Annotated in this window: 24 protein-coding genes; 9 read left to right on the forward strand and 15 right to left on the reverse strand. The window is 68.0% G+C overall.

Annotated features, from left to right (window positions below; genetic code table 11):
- Window positions 1-21: 21 nt before the first annotated feature.
- Window positions 22-1,887: an AAA family ATPase gene (locus AB0L56_RS10870; RefSeq protein WP_365421445.1), complete on the reverse strand. Its 1,866-nt coding sequence runs from the start codon at window positions 1,885-1,887 to the stop codon at window positions 22-24.
- 427 nt (window positions 1,888-2,314) lie between these two features.
- Between AB0L56_RS10870 and AB0L56_RS10875 the strand changes: the two genes are divergently transcribed.
- The 3 genes from AB0L56_RS10875 to AB0L56_RS10885 all read left to right on the forward strand — a co-directional run bounded on the left by AB0L56_RS10875 (window position 2,315) and on the right by AB0L56_RS10885 (window position 3,900).
- Entirely contained in the window at window positions 2,315-2,668 is a 354-nt protein-coding gene (locus AB0L56_RS10875; RefSeq protein ID WP_277312424.1) for a DUF317 domain-containing protein, read from the forward strand.
- A 104-nt stretch (window positions 2,669-2,772) separates the two neighbouring features.
- Window positions 2,773-3,063: a hypothetical protein gene (locus tag AB0L56_RS10880; protein ID WP_365421448.1), complete on the forward strand. Its 291-nt coding sequence runs from the start codon at window positions 2,773-2,775 to the stop codon at window positions 3,061-3,063.
- Between the two features lie 15 nt (window positions 3,064-3,078).
- On the forward strand, window positions 3,079-3,900 hold the full coding sequence (locus tag AB0L56_RS10885) for a DUF317 domain-containing protein (RefSeq protein WP_365421450.1): 822 nt from the start codon (window positions 3,079-3,081) through the stop codon (window positions 3,898-3,900).
- A 361-nt stretch (window positions 3,901-4,261) separates the two neighbouring features.
- Here the strand turns inward: AB0L56_RS10885 and AB0L56_RS10890 are convergent, their stop codons facing one another.
- The 3 genes from AB0L56_RS10890 to AB0L56_RS10900 form a co-directional block, all read right to left on the reverse strand.
- Window positions 4,262-5,521 carry a hypothetical protein gene (locus AB0L56_RS10890; RefSeq protein WP_365421453.1) on the reverse strand — a complete coding sequence of 420 codons (1,260 nt, stop codon included), beginning with the start codon at window positions 5,519-5,521 and terminating at the stop codon, window positions 4,262-4,264.
- Between the two features lie 594 nt (window positions 5,522-6,115).
- Window positions 6,116-6,808 (reverse strand): hypothetical protein, encoded by a 693-nt coding sequence (locus tag AB0L56_RS10895; protein ID WP_365421455.1) that lies wholly within the window; start codon window positions 6,806-6,808, stop codon window positions 6,116-6,118.
- Between the two features lie 79 nt (window positions 6,809-6,887).
- Window positions 6,888-7,331, reverse strand: a complete 444-nt coding sequence (locus AB0L56_RS10900) for a hypothetical protein (RefSeq protein WP_365421458.1) — start codon at window positions 7,329-7,331, stop codon at window positions 6,888-6,890.
- 185 nt (window positions 7,332-7,516) lie between these two features.
- Here AB0L56_RS10900 and AB0L56_RS10905 point away from each other — a divergent pair, with 185 nt between their 5' ends.
- Window positions 7,517-8,332, forward strand: a complete 816-nt coding sequence (locus AB0L56_RS10905) for a sugar nucleotide-binding protein (protein ID WP_365422074.1) — start codon at window positions 7,517-7,519, stop codon at window positions 8,330-8,332.
- 26 nt (window positions 8,333-8,358) lie between these two features.
- Here AB0L56_RS10905 and AB0L56_RS10910 read toward each other — a convergent pair whose 3' ends face one another.
- The 8 genes from AB0L56_RS10910 to AB0L56_RS10945 all read right to left on the reverse strand — a co-directional run bounded on the left by AB0L56_RS10910 (window position 8,359) and on the right by AB0L56_RS10945 (window position 15,310).
- Window positions 8,359-10,092: a relaxase/mobilization nuclease domain-containing protein gene (locus AB0L56_RS10910; protein ID WP_365421461.1), complete on the reverse strand. Its 1,734-nt coding sequence runs from the start codon at window positions 10,090-10,092 to the stop codon at window positions 8,359-8,361.
- Window positions 10,089-10,484, reverse strand: coding sequence for a plasmid mobilization relaxosome protein MobC (gene mobC / locus AB0L56_RS10915; protein ID WP_078661960.1), 396 nt, complete (start codon window positions 10,482-10,484; stop codon window positions 10,089-10,091). Before mobC ends, AB0L56_RS10910 begins: the two co-directional genes overlap by 4 nt.
- Window positions 10,485-10,747: 263 nt before the next feature.
- On the reverse strand, window positions 10,748-10,984 hold the full coding sequence (locus AB0L56_RS10920; RefSeq protein WP_365421464.1) for a hypothetical protein: 237 nt from the start codon (window positions 10,982-10,984) through the stop codon (window positions 10,748-10,750).
- A gap of 86 nt (window positions 10,985-11,070) precedes the next feature.
- Window positions 11,071-11,262: a hypothetical protein gene (locus AB0L56_RS10925; protein ID WP_365421467.1), complete on the reverse strand. Its 192-nt coding sequence runs from the start codon at window positions 11,260-11,262 to the stop codon at window positions 11,071-11,073.
- Window positions 11,259-12,899: a hypothetical protein gene (locus tag AB0L56_RS10930; protein ID WP_365421470.1), complete on the reverse strand. Its 1,641-nt coding sequence runs from the start codon at window positions 12,897-12,899 to the stop codon at window positions 11,259-11,261. The genes AB0L56_RS10925 and AB0L56_RS10930 overlap by 4 nt, the downstream gene beginning before the upstream one ends.
- A complete protein-coding gene (locus tag AB0L56_RS10935) occupies window positions 12,896-13,537 on the reverse strand; it encodes a WhiB family transcriptional regulator (RefSeq protein WP_365421473.1) in 642 nt (213 codons plus the stop codon). The genes AB0L56_RS10930 and AB0L56_RS10935 overlap by 4 nt, the downstream gene beginning before the upstream one ends.
- Window positions 13,538-13,697: 160 nt before the next feature.
- Window positions 13,698-14,411, reverse strand: coding sequence for a hypothetical protein (locus AB0L56_RS10940; RefSeq protein WP_365421475.1), 714 nt, complete (start codon window positions 14,409-14,411; stop codon window positions 13,698-13,700).
- 2 nt (window positions 14,412-14,413) lie between these two features.
- Window positions 14,414-15,310, reverse strand: coding sequence for a helix-turn-helix domain-containing protein (locus tag AB0L56_RS10945; RefSeq protein ID WP_365421478.1), 897 nt, complete (start codon window positions 15,308-15,310; stop codon window positions 14,414-14,416).
- A gap of 686 nt (window positions 15,311-15,996) precedes the next feature.
- On the opposite strand from AB0L56_RS10945, the gene AB0L56_RS10950 reads away from it, so the two are divergent.
- The 4 genes from AB0L56_RS10950 (at window position 15,997) to AB0L56_RS10965 (ending at window position 18,963) form a co-directional block, all read left to right on the forward strand.
- On the forward strand, window positions 15,997-16,449 hold the full coding sequence (locus AB0L56_RS10950; RefSeq protein WP_365421481.1) for a helix-turn-helix domain-containing protein: 453 nt from the start codon (window positions 15,997-15,999) through the stop codon (window positions 16,447-16,449).
- Window positions 16,450-16,629: 180 nt separating this feature from the next.
- The gene (locus AB0L56_RS10955; protein WP_365421483.1) at window positions 16,630-17,184 is read left to right on the forward strand and encodes a secondary metabolite protein; all 555 of its coding nucleotides are present in this window, start codon (window positions 16,630-16,632) and stop codon (window positions 17,182-17,184) included.
- The gene (locus AB0L56_RS10960; protein ID WP_365421485.1) at window positions 17,181-18,380 is read left to right on the forward strand and encodes an MAB_1171c family putative transporter; all 1,200 of its coding nucleotides are present in this window, start codon (window positions 17,181-17,183) and stop codon (window positions 18,378-18,380) included. The genes AB0L56_RS10955 and AB0L56_RS10960 overlap by 4 nt, the downstream gene beginning before the upstream one ends.
- The gene (locus AB0L56_RS10965; protein ID WP_365421488.1) at window positions 18,370-18,963 is read left to right on the forward strand and encodes a hypothetical protein; all 594 of its coding nucleotides are present in this window, start codon (window positions 18,370-18,372) and stop codon (window positions 18,961-18,963) included. The genes AB0L56_RS10960 and AB0L56_RS10965 overlap by 11 nt, the downstream gene beginning before the upstream one ends.
- Window positions 18,964-19,101: 138 nt before the next feature.
- On the opposite strand, the gene AB0L56_RS10970 is transcribed toward AB0L56_RS10965, so the two are convergent.
- From AB0L56_RS10970 to AB0L56_RS10980, 3 genes are all read right to left on the reverse strand, one after another.
- The gene (locus AB0L56_RS10970; RefSeq protein WP_365421490.1) at window positions 19,102-20,115 is read right to left on the reverse strand and encodes an NAD(P)H-dependent glycerol-3-phosphate dehydrogenase; all 1,014 of its coding nucleotides are present in this window, start codon (window positions 20,113-20,115) and stop codon (window positions 19,102-19,104) included.
- 395 nt (window positions 20,116-20,510) lie between these two features.
- Window positions 20,511-21,068, reverse strand: a complete 558-nt coding sequence (locus AB0L56_RS10975) for a GNAT family N-acetyltransferase (protein WP_365421493.1) — start codon at window positions 21,066-21,068, stop codon at window positions 20,511-20,513.
- Window positions 21,069-21,222: 154 nt separating this feature from the next.
- Window positions 21,223-22,407 carry a hypothetical protein gene (locus tag AB0L56_RS10980; protein ID WP_365421496.1) on the reverse strand — a complete coding sequence of 395 codons (1,185 nt, stop codon included), beginning with the start codon at window positions 22,405-22,407 and terminating at the stop codon, window positions 21,223-21,225.
- A gap of 336 nt (window positions 22,408-22,743) precedes the next feature.
- Here AB0L56_RS10980 and AB0L56_RS10985 point away from each other — a divergent pair, with 336 nt between their 5' ends.
- Window positions 22,744-23,085 carry an ATP-binding protein gene (locus AB0L56_RS10985; protein WP_365421498.1) on the forward strand — a complete coding sequence of 114 codons (342 nt, stop codon included), beginning with the start codon at window positions 22,744-22,746 and terminating at the stop codon, window positions 23,083-23,085.
- Window positions 23,086-23,142: the final 57 nt, after the last annotated feature.

Below are 23,142 nucleotides of genomic sequence, written 5' to 3' on the forward strand. Positions count from 1 at the left end.
GAACAAGGACCTCGACAATCCTCATTCTTGCTGGTCAGAGGCACTTCTGCGTTTCTGATCAACCACTGGACAGGCCACCTCGTGAAAGCGCGAGGCTAGGACCGTGGTGGTCGGATCACTGGAATCCGGTCCGCGCTGGTTGGCTTCAAGGTGTCTGTAGGCGTTCTCAAACGCGCACAACATGGCGTAGTCGAGGTCGAGCGGCTCGGAGTAGAAGACGGCGAATGCGCGCAGGTGTTTCAGGATCGGTTTGATGTGCTTGAGACGCAGGCCGTCGTGGATGTCGTCGACCTCGTCATAGTCGGTGAGACCTTCCAGTGGGTCGAACCCGTTGTCCATGAGGCGGTTGCAGGCATCACGTAGCCGGGCAGGGCCCGCGCCGACTCTGCCATAGTCGAGGTCCAGCAGGGTGGCATGGGGGATGTCCAGATCATTGAGCAGCCTCCACATGTGGTTGGTGTGTCGGCCATCGAGCGGCACCATCGCGATGAACGACGGATCCAGTTGGACACCGTGAGCCTGGGCGATCCGGGGGATGACGAGCTGCTCGGTGTCGCCTTCGCCGAGCACCACGAACTTGGCGAAGTACAGTTCCGGGTGGGCGCGCACTGCTTCGCGTACGTACTTGCCTGCCTTGGTGGTGTCGCCGGGGAGGGTAATCTCGCGGACCGATGCGGTCGCGGTGGCTGGCTCAGTGCGGAAGTACCGGACATCTTCGGGCCGGATGCGGGGCATGACGCTGGCGGAGTGGCTGGAGAGGATCGTCTGTGTCGCCGTGGTGCCGCTCAGGTCTTGCAACTGGCTGACGATCCGGGACAGATAGAACGGCGAAAGGCTGTTCTCGGGTTCCTCGACCGCGATCAGGGTCAGGTGCGGCAGGTGAGCGGCTTGCAGTGTGAAGTCATCGATGTGCTGGCCAGCACAGACTGCGGCCTCGACGTCGATAGCTGCCGCCACTAGGGCGAGGTGCAGAAGCGACCGCTGCCCGTCACTCAGCATGCGGGCTGGCCTGGGCCTACTGTTGTGGTCGGGCTCGAAGACGACTTCAGAAGCGCGGACCAGCTGGTTGAAGTCGCCGTCGAGGAGTCGCAGCTTCGGATCCGAGTGCATCCCCGCGTCGTGCAGTTCCTGCCACCGGGCCGTCAGTGCGCCTTCGACCGCCTGGACCACGGGCTCTTCGGTGAACTTCTCGGCGACTTCAGCCGCGTGGCCGTTGACGAGGTCACGCAGACCAGCTGACCACTGCGCAGCGCGCCACAGTCGGCTGCGGAGAAAGGCCGTCACCTGACGCACGCCGTCACGGGACGCCGGGATGTAGACCATCTGGATACGACTGCGCTCCGCAGCAGTCAGCTGCACGTAGTCGTCCTCGTCGTACTCGTCGGCAAGGGTGCTGACGATCACGCGTGACTCGGTGATCGCCCCCTCCATCGTGCCGTCATCGACCCATTCGGCCCGGAGCGCCACCCGGACCTTCAGGTCGCCGTCCTCCGTAGCGGCCATGCGACGGAAGAACTCCGGTATCGCTCGGGATGCGCTGGCCTGTTGCTGGCGTTCTGCATTCACCGCCACATCACCATCGTCGTCTTCTCCGATTTCGTCGTTCTCCCCGCTGCCGTCGAGTTCGGGGAAGGCGAGCACTGCCTCGATCGTGAGCTCGCGGCGGGTGGGCAGGTCGGTCTCGCCGACGGGCACGTGAAAGTCGTCTACACGTACGGACCGCTCCTGCCCGGATATCCCGAACAACCGCAGTAGCGCCTCGCAGGCCGCAGTTTTGCCCGAACCGTTGGTGCCTATGAAGACAGTCATGCCCCGGTCCAGGCGGAGGGAAGTGCGCCCCGGCCCGAAGCACTTGAAGTTCTCCAGCACGAGCTTTTCGATGAACATTCGTCACTTTCCGGAACAACAACGTCATGAACGGTGACTGCACACATGACGGTATCGAAACCGTATGATCTCGGTGCCGCATCGATCAAAGTCGGCTCCGGTTCTGGCTGGGGCGACACCAGGACTCGCAGCTGACGAGAGCCGTGCTGGGGGTGCGGCTGCCCCCTACCGGATCCTGATCTCGCGTCGACTCGCTCCGTAGAGCGAACGCAGGCTGAGCAGCCGGTCTCGGATTCGTGGCCAAACGGCCATTGAATGGCCAGCTGACGTGAGATTCGGCCACAGGGTCTGAGATCCCACACTGCCGACGGATGGCAGTTCGCCGGCGGCAGACAGGAAAGATCCCGGAAAGACTGGCCAACGGGCGCGAGGACATGTCAACGTAGACGAACTTGCAAGAAACCCCAGGTCAGAGAGGTGATTGCCCGTGACCGTAGCCCCTGCGGGCCCCGGTTTCTCCACCACCGTCGAAGCCCTGCGACCGCGGGAGTGGCAGCTCGGCCCCGGTCAGCCGACCCTGGTCATGGACCAGTTCTCCGCCGAGGACTTCCACCTGATCGTCGACGATCGCGCTGACGTGCACGTCAGCTCCAAGGACGGCCGGTTCTACCTCGGATGGTTTCCGCTCGGCCGCCCCGGCACGGACGGCGAGGGATGGAAGATTGCTGTCACCGGAACCGCTAAGGTCCGCGGCTACCACCTGTCGTTCGACACCGAGACGCCGGCCGACATCGTTGCCGCCACCGTAGCGAGCGTGCTGGAGACCTCACGCCGCCTCTGACAGCGCGGACACTGACACGTAGTGCCCGCCCTGTGAGCGCTGGCCGTACCGAAGGTCGGCCCGTTCCACTGCCCCCGTTTCCCCCGAACCCCAGAAGGCTGCCCGTGACGTCCCCGGAGATGACCGTCGGCGATCTCATCGACCTGTTGTCCGGCTGCGACCGGAGTGCTCCGGTCCGCCAGGCCATGAACCCCTTCGTCCCGATGGCGCACCGCTTGGCGCAGGTCCTGCAGTCGGTCGACGAGACCGGCCAGACCGTCGTCTACCTCGCCGAAGGACCGGACCCAGACGCACAGCTTGGCCACCTTCCGCCGGAGGTTGCCATCGCCCTGACGTGGCAGGGCCCCGTCCAGGCGCCCCCGCGCCGTCCCCGCCGCCGTGCCGGCGACAACTAGACCCGCACCAAGCCCTTGGAGGCGCCCCTGTACCCCGATTTCCCGCCCGACTCGTCCACCCCGCGCGGCAGCCAGCCAGCGTTCTGGGTCGGCCCCCGGCACTTGGCCGGTGACGACGGACGCCTCTACGACGTCGTCGCCGACGCGCTCGCCGGCCTGGGCTGGACGAGCCTGACGATCGTCCGCGGACGGCACGAGGTGGACGAGGCACCGGAGGACCGCCAGGTCCTGCGCAGCACCGTCTTGCACATCAGCCCCGATGCCTTGCGCTGGGCCCAGTGGGGCCTGGCGGACGAGCCGTTCCACCTGGACGAGCTGCCGATCGCCTGGCAGATCTCCGCCCGAGCCGAGGCGAGCAGCTCGCTCGCCCAGTGGTCGGCCTACTTCACCCGTGACGTCCCCGGCGAGGCGGTGGTCGACTTCCTTGTCGCGCTCGACGCAAGCGACCAGCCTGCCGTGCCGCTCGCCGGATCCGAACTGGTCCTTGACGCTGTCGCCGCCCACGGATGGTTTCGCGACATCGACCAACCCCAGGCGGCAGCGACGGACCCGACGTTCACCTCGCACATCAGCCTCGGCGAGGTCCCGCCCCTCATCCAGGACGCCGACCCGCGGGCCCTGTCCGCCGAGGACGACGAGACGGGACTGGCCGGATGGCAGGCGTGGGCCGAGCCTGCGCTCGGCGCGCCGTGTCTGTGGGCGGCATCGTTCGCTGCCAGCGTCCCGCACGATCTCGTCGCCGCCTTCGCCGCTTCCCTCAGCTCGACCGCACCGGTCCTGCGGCGGGTACTGCCCGAGGCCACCCAGGAGCGCCTCCTGCGCGCGCCGGCCTTCTAACGGCCCGCGCACCGCACTCGATGATCGCAGTCCGGCACCCTCCCCAGTCGGGGGGTGCCGGACTTTCTTGCTTCTCAGGGGAAGGGGCCGTTCAGTCTTTGATGCTCACCGTGCTCTATGTCCAGCTCGGCCAGGTCCGAGCCCGGGTACTCAGGGCAAGCCGCTCGCGCCGCTCAATGCGTCAGCCAGTAACGTACCGGTACGCCTCCAAGCTCGGGCGCACCTGCCAGGAGCGGGCCGACGTTCATCTGGCCCGGACCAGGATGCCCCCGCCGCACGGTCCCGACCCAGTACACCTCCAGGGAGGGTGGTGAGACGGCGCCCGGCCCGCTGTGGCACGTGTCCCTGTACCTCGGCGTTGTCATTCGAAGGGACCGAAGTCCGGCGAGGAGGCAACACGACTGGCCCTGAGTACCTGGCCAAGGGTCGAGAGCGCTTCGAAGACACCGAGGACCTCGCCGAGGAACTCGAGATACGTCATCCCGGAGGGGCTCTCATCGCTGACAACGCGGCCTGTCTGAAGGTCGTGATGTGCTGTCGCGTGCCCGATCGTGTTCCGGCGACGGTTGTTGAGCAAGCTCTCGAATGGCTCCCAACCTGGCACCTGTGCCACATATGCGATCTTGAAGGCATTCGGCAGCTTGTCGAACTTGTCGAGGTTCCTGGGGCGCTTCTTCTCGGGTACGCGGTCGGGGTGGACGGCTCCGAAGTCGTCCGGGCTTCCGCGCTTCACCGTGTTCTGTGCTGCAACAAGCGGCCACAGGCACTTGCAAGCGAGCTCGAATCCGTGCTGGTAAAGGTCCCTCACCATCGAGAACTCGTCGCGGTAGAGGACAAGGTCGTCGAAGGCATCCTTGGCGCCCGGCCCGAAGAACCTCCCCAGGAGCCCCATCTCCCAGGACTCGTGATGTTCCACGAAACGGTTGAGCTCGGTGAAGACATCTCGCTCCAGAGCCGCCGAGGACTGTCCTCGACGCCGGAAGGTCGCGAGGTGATCCTTGTTTCGTTTCATCGCTGCGAAGTGCTTGCGCGAAAAACGGCCGCCCACGTTCGCGCTGGTGGTCCCCGTGGTCCCTGTGATGACCGTCGTCACTGCGCCCATAGCCTGGTAAGCGACGGCCGTCCGCTCATGACTTGTGCTCGGTTCCCATGCGAGGCCGAGCTGCTGCTGTGCGATGCGAACGAACATCCCAGTATTGCCCTGGAGGTAGTACTGGAACAGCATGCGGACCGTGGGCCATTGATTGCGGCCCGCTTCGAGCGCCGCATGTCGTTCGGACTGGAACTTCGCAAAGGCGTCGTCGCCGAGGGCCTGGAGGAGCGTCATCGTCGGGAAAGACCCCATCGGCGTGAACGTATCGGCGTCGTAGCGCGACGGCACGAACGGATTGATGGTCACGACGCGTCTATCAGGAGACTCTGGCGCGGAGTCGCTCAGCACCTCGCACTCGATGGCGATACGGTGATTTTCGAGCTCAGTGCCCGACATCGAGCCTCGGATCGATAGTCCGCAATGCGGGCACGGCAGGTAGAAGCGCGTTCCGCGGGTCGGTTCCACACCTAGGCGGGCGTCGAACGCCTCTGCACATCCCGGGCACTTGAGGTAATAGCGGGAGATCACGATGCCAAGCTAGACGCCCCGAACCAGGGCGGCCAAGCTCTTTCGATGAAAGCCGCTGCCAACGAGGTTGATGACCACAGCGAGCACCGCCTCATCCTTGATGTGCGTGACCGTGCCGTATTGCGTACGAACTTGACCGGCCGGCGGCAACGGCCTTGCCAGCGTTGCAGGTGGTGCTGAGGGAGACCGCCGAGCGGGTGGCCACCTTCACCGGGGAGGTTACCGCGCCGAAGGTGGCCACGTTGGAGGCGTTGCTGGAGCTGATCGGGGCGGTGCTGCCACAGGGCTAGCTCGCCGCGTCGGTGGCGGCTGTGATCGAGCCGACACCGCCGCTGGACTCGGACACGGATCAGGTGTGGCGGCGGATGCGGATCAGCCGGTTCTCCACGGAGCGGCCATGCTGTGGCTCCCAGCCGGGGACGGGTCGACATCTAACGGGAGCACCTCCGTCACCGACCCAGAACAGTCGTCACTCGTAAGCCACTTGACCCTCTCAGCCGCAACATGACATGAGGCAACACTGCGTATGGCCACAGAACACCGCTACCCCCCGACCTGTGGTGGCCGGAGGCAGCAGCGTGACGTGCACGCAGGTCAGCTCGGTGCCGTGGCTTTGGTGAGGGCCTTGTCGAGGTGGCGATCGACGAGGGCCGGGGAGCCGGAGACGACCAGCAGCAGGTTGCCGTCGCGGATCGCGGTCTGCTTGACCACGGTGCTCCGTCCTCCGGCGATGAACGTCAGGAGCTGGCTCCACTGCTCGTCACCGCCGGCGTGGGGCGCGGGCAGCTTCTGCGAGGTCACGTCGACCGGGGTGCCGCCCGCGACGACCTGATAGGTCGGGCAGTCGGTCATGGCATCGAAGATCCGGCCGATGCCGTCGGAGAGCTTCTTCACGCTGTCGCTGTACAGCTCCTCGGAGATTTCCGAGGAGCTGCCGCCGTAGGTGAAGTCCGCCTCCGCCTTGTGCGGGAAGGCGAGCGTGCCGCCAGTCGCCGCGTCGCCGCCCAGTTCGCTCAGGGTCGGGCAGCCGATGACGGTGACGTCGTCGTGCTGGGCCGGACGTTCCGGCTTGGGAAGGTAGCCGCTGCCGAGGTCCCTCTCATCGAGCAGGCGGGACTCGAGCGCGGCCGAGGAGAGCGCGGCCGACTCCTGGGCGGCCTCGGTCGGCTTTCCCGTACGGGAGGAGGGGGTCTGGTGCTTGGACCCGGTGGTGTCGGTGGAGCAGGCGGGCACGGCGAGGAGGGCGGCGGTGATGCCGAGTGCGGTGGTGGCGACGCGAACGCGCATGACGGAACTGACCCCTTGGTGCTAGGCGGCGGGTGGTCAGTGCGGGCCCCAGGGCCCGGTGGGGTTGTAGGAGTGGTGGTCAGTGCCCGAGGTGGCGCAGGCAGTCCTCGAACGTGGCGTGCGTCGCGTCCGCCGGTCCCGAGTGCCGGTTGTACCAGGCGGTGTCGATGCGGGTCTCCAGCTGCTGGTGTCCGGCCCGGCACCGCAGCCAGATCTCACCGCGGGTGGAGAGGATGAGCCAGTCCCGGTACGCGCCGCACTTGATGCAGGCGGCCATCTCACCGTCGAGGACGAGAGGCGGCTTCCACGGCATCATCTTGCCTTCGACCTGGTCGTGGCTCGGCACCCTCAGTTCGGGCGGGAGGAAGTCGTCGACGACGGCGACCGGCTCGTTGTACTCCAGCGTAGTGCGCGGCATCCCGATGCCCGGCGGGACCTGGTGCTGCATCCGCGCATACACCTCGGCGAACTGGCGCTGCTCCTCGCTGGGCCCCTTGGTCCTGCGGCGTATTCGGTGAAACACCCTGGCGTCCTCCCTTGCCTCGTCCTACTCGCTTCATGATCGTGCCCCACGCCTTGGGCGGTTTCAATTAACAAAGTCCACAGTGACTTTCGGCAGGTCATAGGACATCTCCTTGCATCCTCAGGACAGGGCCGCTCGGGATGAAGCACTCCGAGCGAGGTGGGGGTCGTCTACCGTGGCATGCCATGACTGCCCTTATTGTCGGAGGCAGCGGGTTTCTGGGCACCGAGCTGGTCCGCCAGGCATCTGCCGCTGGGCATCGCGTCGCCGCGACCTTCGCGACCAGGCCGTGCGATGGTCCGAAGGCCATGTGGCACGAGGTGGACCTGCGCGACGACGGCCGTGTCAAAGAGGTCGTTGCCTCGCTCGCCCCCTGCGTGGTCATCAACGCGAGCAGCGGCAGCGCCAACTGGGCCGTCACGGCCGAAGGCTCCGTCCGCCTGGCGATGACCGCGGTGAAGTACGACTGCCGCCTCGTTCACGTCAGCAGCGACGCCGTGTTCTCCGGCAGCCGAGTCCACTACGACGAGTCATGTCTCCCCGATCCTGTCACCCCGTACGGGGCAGCGAAGGCAGCGGCGGAGACTGGCGTCCGGCTACTGGCGCCGGCCGCCGTCATCGTCCGTACCTCTCTGATCATCGGCGGCATCCAGTCCGAACATGTCCGCCTCGTGCACGACCTCGCGACCGGCTCCCGAACCGGTGCGCTGTTCACCGACGACGTCCGTTGTCCCGTGCATGTCAGGGACCTCGCCGCTGCCCTGCTGGAGTTGGCCTTCACTGACGCGTGCGGCGTACACCACCTTGCGGGTGGGGATGCCGTGAGTCGCCACGGCCTGGGTGTGCTGATCGCTCAGCGGGACGGGCTCGATGCTTCCCGGCTGCCGAAGGGCCTCCGCGCCGGCACCTCGCTTTCCGGTGCGCTCGATGTCCGCCTCGACAGCCGGGCCACCCAGGCGAAGCTGCGTACGAGAATGCGTGGTGTCCACGAATTCCTCTGAGACGCAGCCGCACCGGCGGCAGAGGATCATCGCGTGTTGCCGGGCGCCTCGTCACCGAAACGGTGGCCAGATGTGGTGGTTCTGGGCGCCGGCGGGCGCGTGGTCGCCGAATTTTTTGCCGTGCGGTTCTTCGGTGTCCCAGGAGCGTCAGCCGGCAGATCTGCGCGCCGCCGCAAACGCCACACCAGGACATCACTGACCGAGTCCGCGGTGCCGAGTTCACGGCTCTCCACAGCGTCGGACAGGAGTGCGGCCGGGTCGTGGCCGGCGGCGTAGGCTTCCGCGATGGTCGCGGCCAGGGCGTACCAGCCAGGCTCGGCGAGGATCCGCTCGGCCAGACTCGGCAGCGTTTCCCGCAGAAGTGCTGTCTGTCGCTGGAGCGCAGGCTGGCTCAGGCGTCGGCCGCGCTGGTAGAGCAGACCGAGCGGCTGAGCGGCGGCGGGCCGGTAGGCGTTGCGCAGGTGCTCGGCGGCCCGGGTCGCGGCTTCGGCCTGCTGGGCGTGGCCCTTCCTCGCATGCCAGTGGGCGGCGGCAGTGACGAGGAAGAACAGCATGTCGATCGCCATAGCGGTGGCGGCACCGTCCTCGCCCCGGCCGAGGGCCGGACCTCCGTGGACGAGGTCGCGGGCTGCCTGCCGCAAGGCCCGGTCGTGTCCCTGCGCAGCGCGTACGTGGGAACGCGAGGCCCGCTCGAACGCAAAGGCCGCGTCGCGTAGTTCGCTGCGGGTGTGGGCGGCGGACGTTTTCGCGAGGGCGTCCAGGACCTCGCCGGTCGCGGAGATGTACGCGGCAGCAACTGCGTCGTCACCGTACTCGACAGCCCCGATTGCCCCCCACGCAACCGTGGCCGTCCGGCGACGCGCTGCAGAAGGGCTGTTGGGCGAGGCATTGCCAGGGGAATCTGGCGACGCCGTCTTGTCGAAGTCGGCGGACCATCGCTCCCGGATGCGCGGCAGGGACAGATCCGGGGCGAGGCGCGCGCCGGGGTAGAACACGGGCTCACCGTCTTTGTTGCGGTCATCCGGCAGGGCCACCTTGTAGCCGAGCAGGTCGCCGGATGGCGCCTCGCGCTTGCGGATCAGCAGGCCGGCGGCGGCGAGGCGGTCGAAGAACTCCTCTTCGCTTCTGGCGCCGGCCACCGCTCGACGTACGCTCTCGCGCAGTTCTTCGCGCGCGGTGCGCTCGCGGCCCTGGCGCTGGGCCTTGTGGCGCTCGGCGCTGGTCGGGCGCTGCGCTGCGGTCCCATCCCCGGTGCTGAGCTGCTTGAGCCCGTACTCGGCTTCGATCAGGCGGGCTTCGGCCTGAGATCGCTTGGCGTCGTTGTTGAGCCGGGGGCGCCGGCCGTCCTCGCGGACGAGCGTGGCAATGATGTGGACGTGGTCGTCGGCGTGGCGCACGGCCGCCCAGCGGCACCCCGCCTCGTCGGCGGCCGGCGCGATGCCGGTCGCGGCGACCATGCGTCGGGCGATCTCGCCCCATTGCTCGTCGGAGAGAACCGGGTCATCCGGTGCGGCCCGGACCGAAAGGTGCCAGACGTGCTTCGCCGGGCGTCGCGACTCCGCGAGCGCCTGGACGGGCTGGTCCAGGAGCTGCTGCAGCTGTCTCTTCGTAGCGTGCGGATCGCGCCCGGGGTCGGGAGCGAAGCTGTCCCAGGCCGCCACGAGATGCGGGTCGACATGCTCCTCGTGGGTCCCTTTGCCGTAGAGGTAGTTGAGCAGACCGAACGTGGTCGAGCCGCGCTTGTGGACGCGCGGGATCATCCGGTTCGCGTTTCGGTGTCGAGGTAGTGCTGGATGAAGGAGTCCACGCGCTGGGTGACGCGCTGGACGGCGCCGAGTACGGCTTCGGCGTACGGGACGTCGGCACCAGAGTTGATGGCTTTGGCTACCTGGTTGAGGTTGTTACCGATGTGGCCGAGGTGCCGGCGCACAGCGAAGAGTTCGCTGTGGACTTCTCGTTGGGTGGCGATTTCCGCTGCTGTGCGGTCGAGGTCGCGGGCGGCATTGAGAGCGGCGTGGGCGAGGAAACTGGCGACGCTCATGTTGCATACGGCGGCTGCTCGGGTGAGGAGTTGGTACTCGTCGTCGTTCATGCGGCAGCTGGGCTGGCGTATGCGTTTGTTCTCGTCGCGCAGGCGTTCACGCTGCTGCACATGCGGCTTGGAAGGGGCGGTGTGCGTGCAGTGCGCACTGTGGCAGGTGTGTTGGTCCTGCTTCCCAGGATGCGAGCCGCCCTCGGTCGCATCCTCACGGGTCGGCGCCCCCCGGTGCCGGTCCGCTCCCGCCGCTTCAGGAGCGGGGGACGCAAGAGCATTGCTCCCGACGGGAGCAATGCTCTTGCGATAACTTGCTCGCCCCGAGACCGAGTTGGAGCCGGGATCAGGTTCCGGGGTGGTGCTGTTCTTGCGTGCGTTCGTCATCGGGATTCGGGCCTCGTAGAGCGGGTGCGGTGCTGGATGGTTGCGGCCAGCGCGAGGACATCGGCTGGGCTGGCAAGGACGCGGACCGGTCTGCTGGGACGGTCCTGGACGAGCCACTGCCCGGTCGGCGTGAGGACGACGGCGTGGAGGAGTTGCCGGCGGACCAGGACGTCCGCCCAGGCATTGGCCTCGGCGGTGGTGGGCTGGGAAGAGCGAGGGAGACGCGGAGTCACGGCGTACCTCCTTAAGAGGGGCGGTGGCCCGGCGTGGAACCGGGCCACCTTTACGGGTACAGGCTTTGCGCAGGGGTTTTGCCAGCTCAGCCGCACTCGGGGCAGCGCCTGACGTGGCTGTTGAGCGCGCGAGCCATCCGCTGTTTCGCCGAGGCAGCTTGCTTCGCACTGGACTTCGCCGCCGGCCTGCCCGCATGCCGCTCGGAGTGAGCGAGCATGAATCCGATCTCTCGCTCGTACTCCGCACGGACGATCTTGAACTGGTGGCAGGTCTTCATCGGGCGGTGCTCCTCGTCGTTGTGATGTCCCCGTTCCGCAGCTCCTGAAGGACGAGGCCGAGTCGGTCGTTACCGACACCCGTCAGGCCCTGGCGGCGGATGATTTCGCGCAGCTGCACCCGAGTGATCGCGCCATTGCCGTCCCGTTCGAGCAGGGCGGGAACATGGGGACGCACCTCACGGACAAGCTGGCGCTCGGACTCACCCAGCTCGCGTGCCTGGCGCTCCGTCTGCGGAGAGCGGGACCGGGCAGGCTTGTCCTTGTTCTTTGCCCGGGACGTCCTGGCTGGCTTCCGGCGAAGCGGGACCTTGTGTCCTCGGTCCTGGGTGGTCTCGGTCCCGGACTGTGGGGTGGCCGGTCCTCGGTCCTGGGTGGTCTCGGTCCCGGACTGTGGGGTGGCCGGTCCTCGGTCCTGGGTGGTCTCGGTCCCCGACTGTGCGATGCCCGGCCCCCGATGAGAATACGGGCCCTGAGCTGCTACTTCTTGCGTGTTGTGGTCGGTCCTCATGGCCGCTGCGTCCCGCGCTGCGGCTTCCGGACCGGCGAGTTCGGTCCCCGGGACCGCACCGTCTTCAGAGAGCTTGGTTCCCGCGGCCGTTCCCGTTGCGCCGGCCTTGGTCCCCGCGCCGACCTTGGCTTCAGGGTCCGCCTCCTCGGGGACCGGTCCCCGAGGAGTCCTCGGTCCTCGGTCCCGGACCGGCTCGTCGGAACCGTCGGGACCGGGGACGGGGACCGGCACATTCGATGTCGGCTGTGCGGGGACCGTGGCCGCCGATGCGCTGCTGTGCGTCGGGGACCAGGGAGAAGGGAGCGGGACCGTGGCGAGCGCGAGCGCGTGTCGCCGAGCGGCGAGCTGGTCGAGCAGCTGCGCCCGCTGGAGGGGATCGGTGCCGACCGAAGCCCTGCCGACCGCCTTCGACAGGCGTCGCGTCAGCCGTCGGCCGCGACGGCTCTGCTGCTGCTCGGGTGTGTGTTCGGCGAGGCGGGCGGCGAGGGCGACCGCACGGGCGGTGGCCCGGTCCCGGGTGATCTGCGCGGCGTCGCGGTCTCGCGCGGCGATGCCCAGGCGGGACAGCAGCCGCTCGCGTGCCTCCCGGCCCAGGACGGCGATCAGTCCGTGCGAGGCTGCACCCGGGGTGCGCAGGCGCAGTTCGATGCCCATGGCCAGGTGCCACAGCATCGCCGCCATGACCGGTCCGACGAAGGCGCGGACCGTGCCGCCGACAGGGCCGCTCTCGGCGTAGGCGGGGATCACTTGCACCGTGGTGATCACCCAGACCAGCGTGCCCGGCAGGCCGGGAGCGCCCTGGACGGCGAGGTTCTGCCGTGCCATCAGCGCGGTGGCGAACAAGGCGAGTTCGGCGGCGGCGAACATGCCGGCGCGCTCGGCGGTACCGGCCATGTCCAGGTAGTCGGCGGCGAAGCGCCAGCTTGTGTCGGCGCTGTAGGCGGTGCAGCCCAGGGCGGCGACGGCGGCGACCTTGACCGCAGGGCCGCCGAGACGTTTCTGCGGGCGGGTTCCCCGGCGCCGGATCGCCCAGGCGGTCAGCATGAACGCGAGGGCGGCGGGCACGACGGCGGCGAGGAGGAGAGGGAGGTCCGAAGTAGCACCGAAGGCGAGGACGGGGTGGGTCATGCTGCCTTTCCGAGAGGGGCGGGCGCCGGGTTCGACGCTGCCGGGCGGCCTGTCGGCTGCTGAGCACCGGGAACTGCGGGCGCGGGGGTGCCCTTGGCCTTGGAGGTCTTCTTCCGCTTCTTCTTGGAGCGGGGCACGCCGTAATTGCGGTCGCGGTCGAAGACCTTGTTGGCCGCTTGCCGGAGCAGGTCGCGGGCGTGCTTGTGGCTGATCTGCAGGGCGGCGGCGAGCCGGTCGGGCTGCCAGCCCCGGACGTAGGCGTGGTCGATGACCACCTGCCGCTCGGCTTCCGTCAGGTGCACGTCGCGTCCATGGAAGAAGGCGGTCACACGCCGGTAGTCCAGGCGCCGGTGCAGGTTGTCGTGCAGCGGGCGCCGCTCGGCTTCGGTGAGCCCGCCCCAGACGCCCTCCTTGAGGACGTTCTCCAGGGCGAAGTCCAGGCACGCGCAGCGGACGGGGCACCAGCCGCACAGCTCCTTCGCCTCCGCGATCTCCTCGTGATCGCGGGGCCCGGGGAAGAACACGGCGTCGGCGTCCTCGACGTCCATGCCGTGGCACGCTCCGCGGGTGTGCCAGCTGGTGTCTCCGATGCCGCGCAGGCCGGTGGTCGGCGCGTCGAGGGTGGTGATGTGGCGCAAGGCGAGTCTCCGATGTGCTGCCGCACCGGCCGGCTAGCGCGGTGCTCGGTGGGTGCGGCGTCGGGTGCCGGCTGCGGCGCGTGGGCGTGCGCCGCAGCCGGTGCGGGACGGTGATGTTGCGGCGGTGCAGTGGACGGGATGCACGCGCCGGAGGCGCCGGTCAGGCCAGGGCGGGTTGCTGGTCCTGTTCGGTGTGCTGGGCCTGCTGGGCGGCGAGGTCGAGGCGGCCGGGGTGCGGGGTGGCGCGCGGCGTGATGGCGCGTACCCCGTCGTTAGGGCCGATCCGGCGGCGGCGACACGGCTCGCCGACCGGGGCCAGGCACCACTCGCATCGCACGCTCAGGCCATCAGGCAGCCCCTGCGCGACAGCGGCTTCGCGTGCTGCCCGGGCGGGCCGGAACGGTACGAGAACAGCTCGGGCGGCGGGCGGTATGCAGGAGCCGATCTGGTCCAGCCGAGCCTGCAGCCTGGGGTTGACCCCCTCCTGGCTGCTGGTGATGGCCCGGGCCTGCGAGGGCTGCGCTATGCCGGCGGCGACAGCGCGGCGGGTGCCGACCAGCTCTGCGGTCCAGGCGGCCTGGTCGTCCGGGTCCGCGGACGGTGTGGGGTCGGAGTGGAGGGCCAGGCGGTTGCGCCGGTAGCTCTCCCAGGGGCGGACCACGTCCGCGGGCTGGATCTGGTACGGCGAGGTGCGGTAGTGCTGGCGGGCGGCGGCGAGGGCGTCCCAGCCATGCGGGGTGGCCATCGGTACGTCACCGAGCAGCTCCTGCCACTGCGCGAGCTGATCGCGGGCCTCGCCCTCGTCGGTGCGGATGCTGCGGGGGTCGAGTCGGCCGATGTAGGCCAGCAGGGCGGCGATTTCACGGCGGTCCACGATCAGCCCTCCGTTCCGGTCGGCTCGTCCAGGGCGGCGAGAAGGGCGGCGGTGTGCTTCTCGGCCCGCGTCATGCCACCGGGCGCGGCAGTGTTCTGGCCGGGCACGGCGTAGAGGTTCGGGCGGCTGGGGGCGTGCTCCCGGGTGATCCAGGAGCGCCAGTCGGCAGCCCAGGCTTCCGCCGGCCTCGGGGCGTGGGCCGCCCGGTGGGCACGCCACTTCGCGTCGGCGGCCTGCAGGCCCTGCTTGCCAAGGCGGTCGAGGTGTCCCTGCTGGCGGGCCCAGGTGTGGGTGGCGGGGTCGACCTGCCACTCGGCAGCCGAGGTGACCGCAGCACCACCACTGCTGTACCTCCGGTTCACATCAGGTTCACTACGGTTCTGTGTGCCGGTGGCCGGTACATCGCTGTACCGGCAGCCGGTACGCCGCTGTGCCGGTTTCCGTCGCGACCTGCCGGTTTCCGGTACTGCCGGATTCCGGATCCTCGCGGGGGATTCCGGCACCTCACGCGGGCGGATTCCGTACCGCCGCAGGGCCGACAGCCGGAGCTTCGCAGGGCTGGCGGGCTCGTCCGACACTGCCGTGTCGCCCGTTTCCTCCCGCTGCTCTCGAAGCGCCTGGGCGACCGCTTCGGCAGCGAGAGGCAGGCGATAGACCGTGCTGCGCTGCGGGCCCACCAGGTCGTCGAGCTGTTCCAGCTCGCCGGCCAGGAGCAGACGCTCGATGGCTTCGCGTACCGTGGAGACCGAGGCGTGCGTGCGCTTGGCCAGGCCGGACAGCGAGGCCCAGGAGACGCACTGATCGTCGGCCACCCGGTCGGCGATCGACAGCAGGACCAGACGCGCGGCCCCTCGGCTGGAGCTGTGCTCCCACACCCACTCGCGGGCTTCGCTGCTCATCGGCCGCTCCCGGCAAGCGGGCGGGAGCGTCGGCTCGCCGGGGTCAGGGTGGTGCGGTCCGACTCGGGGCGCTGAGGCGCCGAGGCGGAGCTAGCTGCCGCGCAGGCCGGACGGAAGGGCCTTTTGCGCAGGGCGGAGCGCATGTAAGAATCTCCTTTGGTGTTGCCACGCTGAGACGCCCCGTGGAAGGGATCAGCGTGGTGATGGTGGCGATCTCCGCCCTTGCCGGGGCGGTACAGCCGTTAAGCGTCCGGCGTCCGGGAGTTGCAGCTCTCGGGCGCCGTCGCTGTATCCAGGGACCTATGAGGCCCGGAGGTTGTGCACGTCATTGCTCCTGTGCTCGTCCATGCGGGCGGTCTGCCCGGCGGGGGACGACGAACATACGCACGGCTCCGCGTCAAGGTCGAGAGTTGGTTCTTAAACCCTGTAGAAGTCGCGTGAGCTGCTGCGACGAGGGTGGAGCGAGCATGGGCGAGTCCTAGCGCGTACGTATGCCGCGAAGGCCGGGCAAGGAGCGCTTACCGCGCCTTGTCGACGTCGCAACACTTCAGTGAAGCTGTGATCGAGAACCTACGCCAAAGTGATCCCTGTCTGTCAACACTGAAGTGAAGCTCCTCAGGCTTTGGCCTTAGGAACTACACTGCAGTACAGTCCAGGCTTCAACGTCTAGATGGGAGGAGTCGGTGATGGTGGAGCCCAGCGGACCGGCGCAGGCGCCCGGTGACGCCGCCGGCGCTCGGCGCTCATTCGCCGACAAGCTCAACCACCTGTTCCAGACCGTGACGAACCCGGAGACCGGTAAGCGCTACACCAACGCCGAGGTCGCCCGGGTGATCTCCGTGTCCGAGAGCGCGATCTCGCAGTTGCGGACCGGTGCTAAGCCCAACCCCACCTACACGACGGTGGAACGTCTTGCTGGCCACTTCCACGTCAAAGAGCAGTACTTCTTCTCGGACTACGACCCCGAGGAGGCCGAGAAGGTGCGCGCCTCCATGGAGCTGATCGAGGCCGTGGCCGACAGTGACGTGCGCGGCCTTGCGCTTCGAGCCAACGGCCTCTCGGCGGAGAGCTTGAAAATGATCACCGACGTGATCAATCAGGCGCGCCGATGGGAAGGGCTCGACAAGCCCAAGCAGTGATGTGACTGCTCTCACCGGCTGGGTGGATATGACTGGTATGCCGCACCCGGTCCTTCAAGATCGTCTTGGGTAACCGTCTATGCGTGTGCAAAGCTCTGCTGGAGCCACGCGGAGTGGCGGATTCCGGTTAGCGCAGGCCGTGTCAGCGCTCATTCGGGGGCTACAGCAAGGATCTCGTCCATGTTCAATCGGCAATTTGCGCGCAGAGAGGCGCAGCTGAGGCGACTGTGCGAGGAGCAGCTGCGGGGGATCGAGATACCTGATCCCTACGCGGTGGACGAAATATGCCGGCAGCTCGCCATCAAGCGTGGCCGCCCTCTGCACCTCCACGAATTGCCTGAAACCGGAGGGGCCAACACTCCCTGTGGAATGGTCCTCTCTTTCGACCATGAGGACCACATCTTCCACGTCGCGGCTACCAGCGAACGGCATCGCGCGCAGATCGTGCGCCACGAGCTGGCGCACCTGCTACTCGGGCATGCCGGAAATAACGAGAGCGTCGTCAACTCCCTGCTGGCGATCCTCCCCGACGGAGTCGATCCCTCCGCCGTGCTCTCCGCTTTCGGTCGGACGAGCTACGACAGTGAAACCGAGTACGACGCCGAGATGGCTGCCTCTTGCCTGGGGGAGCTGTTTCAGGATCTCGCCCACTCGATCCGGGAACGAGGCCGGTCCGGCGTGGTGTCGCGGCTCGACGACGCTCTGGTCCACCCCCGGAGGAACCGCCGCTCATGAGTACATCCACCATCGTCGCCGGCGTCCTCTGGCTGGTGGCTCTGTGGCGACTGCCGTCAATCCGGCACTCCCACAAGCAGCGAAGCCTGGCGCTGACCCTGGCGACTCTCGCGGTTGCCATGACGTTCGAGGTTCCGCAGGTCAAAGAGGCAGTCGATGCCGCCGTCGGTACAGACGCCAGGCTGTCGCCGCTGCTGAAACACATGCTCGGCGTTACCTCGGCGGCGTACCTGCTCGACTTCGTCATCGCAGTTGTTCGACCGCAGGGCCTGGCGCGTCGCACCCGGCTGGTGGCAGCCGGCGTGACGCTGCCCCTCATGCTCGCCTTCTACGCCTTGGCCAACTGGACGCCGGGAGGGCCTGTCAGGCTCGGAGAGGGCCGTGGTGCCCTTTTCCCTGTCCTCTACATGGCGGTCTTCACGCTCTACATCGGCATCGCCATGGTCGTAGCGACATGGCTGTTCCTCGGCGGCGTACGCCACAGCCGAACTCTCCTCGGGAAGGCCGGCCTCGGATTTCTGGGCTTGGGAACCCTGCTCGGAAGTCTGTACGCCCTCCAACGCATCGTCTTTGTGACGGTTCAGCTCGCCTCGGGCACCAACTACCCAGGCTTGGAGAACCTTCTCTCCACGACACTCAAGCAGGCCACGGTCCTGTCGGTCGCGCTCGGCGTTTGTTTGCCTCCTCTCTCCGTCGCTGTTGAGTACGTCGCGGCGTGGAGCACCCTGCGCAGGCTACGGCCCCTGTGGGCACAGCTCACGGAAGCGGCCCCGTACGTGGTGCTGGCGACCTCCGTGAGTAGAAGGCGCGTCCCCTTCCGGCTGGAGCGGTGCGTCATTGAGATCGAGGATGCCTGCCTAGCGCTTCGCGAGTACGTGTCAGCCGACATGCACGCAAAGGCCCGAAAGTTTGTCCGCCAGAAAGGGGTCGACGTGCAACGCTCTGACGCAGTCGCGGAAGCCTGCTGGTTGCGTGCAGCCGTCCAGAGCGCCCGAAACGGGGAGCGATTGCGGGGAGTTGAGTATCCACCCCTTGGCGTCACTGGGCGGGACAGAGTCAGTGAACTGTCATGGTTGCGCACCGTTGCCCGTGCGTACCTCTCCTCTCCAATCGTTTCGGAATTCGTCCGGCAAGAGCAGTCGACCGTTTCCCACGGGCAGGGCGATTCGGAAAGGATCTCCTCACATGACAACTGATGTCCGCCCCAGCGAGTCGCGGCTGGCGCGCCGCATTACGGACTGGCTCGAGCCGAAGAACTGGATCATCGCTGTCACCCTGTTGGTGGGTTGGCACACCGCGCAATGGACAGGTGTTGCCTGGGGAGTGGTCGGTGCCCTTTTTGCCGCAGTCGTTCCGATCACCTTCATCAAGTCCGGCATTCGCAAGGGCCACTGGGGCGACAGACATGTCGGGGAGAAGCCAGCTCGGCTTGTCGTGATGGCCGTCATACTGCTCTCAGTAGCCACCGGCATCGTCCTGATGCTCGTTGCGGGGGCGCCACGCACCATGGTTGGCCTCATCGTCTCGATGCTGGTGACGCTCGCGATTCTCACCGCAATCACCTTCGTCTGGAAGATCTCCGTTCACCAAGCCGTGTCCGCAGGCGCCTGCGCGATGCTCGTGCAGACCTATGGCCCGTGGATGGCCCTCGGCTTCCTCCTGGTCATCGTCGTCGGATGGTCCCGCGTTGAATTGCGCGACCACACACGCAACCAGGTGATCGCAGGCACCATCCTCGGCACCATCGTCGCGGCGGCCGTCTTCCACCTGGCGCGCTGATCCGACTTCGGGGCGTAACCGAGGGAGCTGCCGGGACAGTGATCTCAGCGGCGGACAGTACGGACGCGGGCATGACAGAAGCCTCCGTGGTGGGGAGGTGAATGATGGGATGCGGCCCGTGGTCGCGGTGCCGTCGGGTCAGCGCTCGGGCTTGGGCGGGCGCTGCATCAGCGCGGCCGTGGCCTGCTCCAGTGTGACTTTGCCGTTCAGCAGGGCCGTGACGACGTCGGTGATCGGCATGTCGACGCCGTGGGTCTGGGCCAGGCCGAGGATCGCCTCGGCGCTCTTGACGCCTTCGGTGGTCTGCCGGGTGGCGGCGGTCGCTTCTTCGACGCTCAGCCCTTTGCCGAGGTGAGTGCCGAAGGTGCGGTTGCGGGAGAGCGGAGATGAGCAGGTGGCGATGAGGTCGCCGAGGCCGGCCAGTCCGGCGAGGGTGGCGGGGTGCGCGCCCATCGCCACGGCCAGCCGGGTGGTCTCTGCGAGGCCGCGGGTGATCAGCATGGCCTGCGCGTTGTGGCCCAGGCCCATACCGGAGGCGATGCCGACGGCGAGCGCGATGACGTTCTTCACCGCGCCGCCGAGCTCGCAGCCGGTCACGTCGGTGCTGGTGTAGGGCCTGAAGTAGCTGGTGTGGCACGCCCGCTGGAGGCGGATGGCGGTGGCCTCGTCGGGGCAGGCGACGGTCGCGGCGGCGGGCCGGCCGGCCATGATCTCGCGGGCGAGGTTCGGCCCCGACAACACGGCCACCCGCTCGGCGGGGATGTCGGTCACCTCGGTGATGACCTCGCTCGCCCGCAGGTCGGTGTCGCGCTCGATGCCCTTCATCAGCGACACGATCACGGTGTCGCGTCCGATGTGCGGCGCCCACGATGCGAGGCTTTCCCGAAGGGACTGCGCAGGGATGGACAGTACGAGGAAATCCGCACCGTCCAGGGCGGTGGCCGGGGCGGTCGTGGCCGTCAGCGTCGGGGGCAGGTCCACGTCTGGGAAGTAGCCGGGGTTGCGGTGCTCGCGGTTGATCGCGTCGGCGATCTCGCCACGACGGGCGTACGCGATCACGTCGGTGCCCGCGTCAGTCATGATCTTGGCAACGGCGGTGCCCCAGGATCCGGCAGAGAACACCGCCGCGCGGGCGGGACGGTGCTGGCTCACTGCGGGGTCCTTCCAAGAGGGGTGGCCTGCCGCCGGGGCAGCGGTCGGGTCCGGCCACCCTATCGATTGGACCCGATGTCTCCGGGATCGCAGTGGGGCGGCGCTGAGTGAGCAGGACAGCCCGGCGGTCGGAGAGGGCGGCAGCATTTCGTGTGCCTCCCCGAGGATGGCCAAAGCGCGTCGAGATCACCATCAGCCGTCTCGTAGCTGTCCACGTGCACCAGAACCTCGACCGCCGCTGCTGCACCTGGACGCCGATCGCTGAAATCCTGCTCGGCGCCACCGAGACCGATTCTGTGAAGTCGCACTGTAGAGATACCGCTCAAGCGCTATGGGCGGCGGGCATGGCGGTGCTGCCGCCTGCGGCTGTACGCAGGCGGCAGGTGTTCCGGCGATCAGGCGGGGCGGAGGAGCATCGCGTCGTACACGGGGGATTCGGGGGCATGCTTGATGCGTCCCATGATCTGGTAGCCCCAGCGGAGATACGCACCGTGCGCCGGCTCGTTGTCGACGATGCAGGTGAGGGCGGTCCAGGGCTGGTCGCGGCGGCCGGCGATGACGGCGTCGTGGAGGCGGCGGCCAACCCCGTGGTTGGTGTGGGCGGGGCGGACCATGAGTTCACGGAGCCAGAAGATCTTTTCGGCCTTGGCGGCGGCTTGTGCGTCGGCTGGCCGAGCGTCGCCGAGGGAGGTCCACCAGGGCTTGTCGGCGGGCAGGGTCACGCCGTGGACATAGCCGATCAGCTGCCCGTTGAGGCGTGCCGTGGCGGTTTCGAAGCCCGTCATGGTGAACGCGGCATGCAGCCGGTCCGTGTAGGAGGCGACTGAGAAGAACGGATCGTCCGCGTATGGCGGAACGTTGTAGATTTCGGCGTACGTGTCGATTAGTTCGTCGGCGATCGCCTTGGCCGCGTCCCCGTCGTAGTGCTGGAGAGCGAGGTCGATATCCGCCACGGTGTTGGGTTCCCTTCGTCGGGTACTTACGCGGTGTATGCGGTGAGCCGCTCGGCCATCTCGCGGGCGGGCTGGTGGGCCTTGTGCAGGCTCAGGCCGTTGCGGACGAGGGTGAGCTGCTTGATGTTGCGGGTGGAGGTCATACCGCCTGCGATCAGCTGCAGGGACTCGTCGACCGCGTGGACGCTGTGGTCGAGGTCGTGGCCTTGGAGGGCGGCGTAAGCGAGGCGGGCCAGGCACATGCCGCGGTTGCGGGAGCGTGCGATGTCCTGGAGTTGCGCTGAGCGGTCCAGGAGTTTGACGGACTGCCGGTACTGTCCGAGGTCGAGGCGGCACATGCCTTCCAGACAGGTGAGTTCGGCCTCGTTGAGGAAGCCGGTCCAGTCGGGATCGCGCTGGCTGGTGCCGTGTTCGAAGTGGTTCCAGGCCGCTTGATGGCGTTGCCCGCGGAGATCTCGTCGCCGAGGCGAGCGTGCCCCTGGGCCTCTCGGATGGCCAGCAGTGCCGCGACGCGGGGCGGCGCGGACCACTCGGTGGCGTGGGCCTGGGCGATGCGGGAGAAGCGGATCGCTTCGCGGGCTTTGCCGAGGTCGACGGACTGGCGGGCCATGTTGGACAGGGTGCGGGTGGCCAGGGCGTCGTCGCCGTCGAGCATCGCGGTGTTGAGGGCTTCGGAGAAGAAGACGCGGGCCTCTGTCTGCCGGTCGGCGTCGTAACAGAACCACCCGAGCGATGTCGTCAACTGGCCGGCGATCGCATGGAGTTCCTGGCCGACGGGTTCGCTGTAGGTGCCGTGGTCAATGAGGTGGTGGAGCCACAGGAGCTGGTTGCGGGCGCCGCGCCACAGCCGGTCGCTGCCGAACTGCTGGTCGAGGGCGTCGAGGTCGTGTGCGGCGGAGCGGAGGTTTTCCACGTCGTCGTGGCTGACCCGCAGCTCGTCATCGCCTGGTGCTGCCGAGGCGGTGGGGGAGAGCCAGGGCAGGCCGGCGCCGGCTGCGGAGCCGAGCGCGGCGGCTCCGGTGGCGAAGAGTTGGCGGCGGTTCACTGGATCGTGGGTCTCGAATTCCGTGCGGATGACAGACGGGACCGGCTCGGTGACGGCGAGAGTGCTCGGGGCGGTGTCTCCAGTCGGGCTGAAGCCGAGCTCGTGGATCGGTCTGTCGTAGAAGCGTTCTAAAAGTTTGCGGTGGTCGGGGTGTGGCCACGGAGGAGCATCGCTCTCCCAGCGGCGGAACTGCCGAGGGCTGACGGACGTACGCTTCGTCAGTTCGCCCGTCTTGTACATCACCGCGGCGAGCTTGGTGAGCTTCTCGGCGTTCTGCTCCTGTGTCAGGTGCATGCGTCGGCGCTCCCGCTTGAGATGGCGGTTACCGCGTGCTGCCTCGCTCATACGTCCCCCGGCGGGAATCCTCACGTGTGTTCACCCACCGTAGTGGCGGCCTGCATCCGATGGGAGCTGTCGGCCTGGTCAAAAGGCCGATGGCCGGTGAGAAGGCCGCTAAAAGGCCGATCAAGGGCCGGTTCCCGGACGGCGAGGGGCCGTTGGAAGACCTGGGCACCGGTTCAGCGTGGCGGTGTCCTTGAAGCACCGGCCGCGCACCGTCGCGGTCGCCCCCATGCCGACGAAGGACCCCCACATGCCCGTGTCCGTGATCCTGCGCCCGAAGGCGCCGAGATGAGCGTCACCGTGGCCCGATGCCCCGAGCCGACCGATGCTCACCCGCGGCCGGCACAGCCGGTGACTTCCCGTGAGACGACGCTGGAAGGCACCGCGAAGATGGCCGGATGTGCCCGTCGGTTCCTGCGGCGCACCGCGACGGCCTGGTCCGTGGAGGCGGACGTCGTCGAGACGGCCGAGGTGGTCGTCTCAGAGCTGTTCACCAACGCCGTGCAGCACGCACAGGCCGAGCGGATTCGTCTACGCCTGTGCCGCCAGCACGCGCTGCTGCATGTGGAGGTCTTCGACCCCGCAGCCGTACGGCGAGCTGGTAGCCGCGCGGCCGGGCCTGGACGCTGAGGACGGCCGCGGCCTGGAGATCGTCGAGGCTCTGTGCCTGCGCTGGGGCCGCCGGCC

Origin of the sequence: Streptomyces sp. NPDC052079, from assembly GCF_040680275.1 — a bacterium.
Classification (GTDB): Bacteria; Actinomycetota; Actinomycetes; order Streptomycetales; family Streptomycetaceae; genus Streptomyces.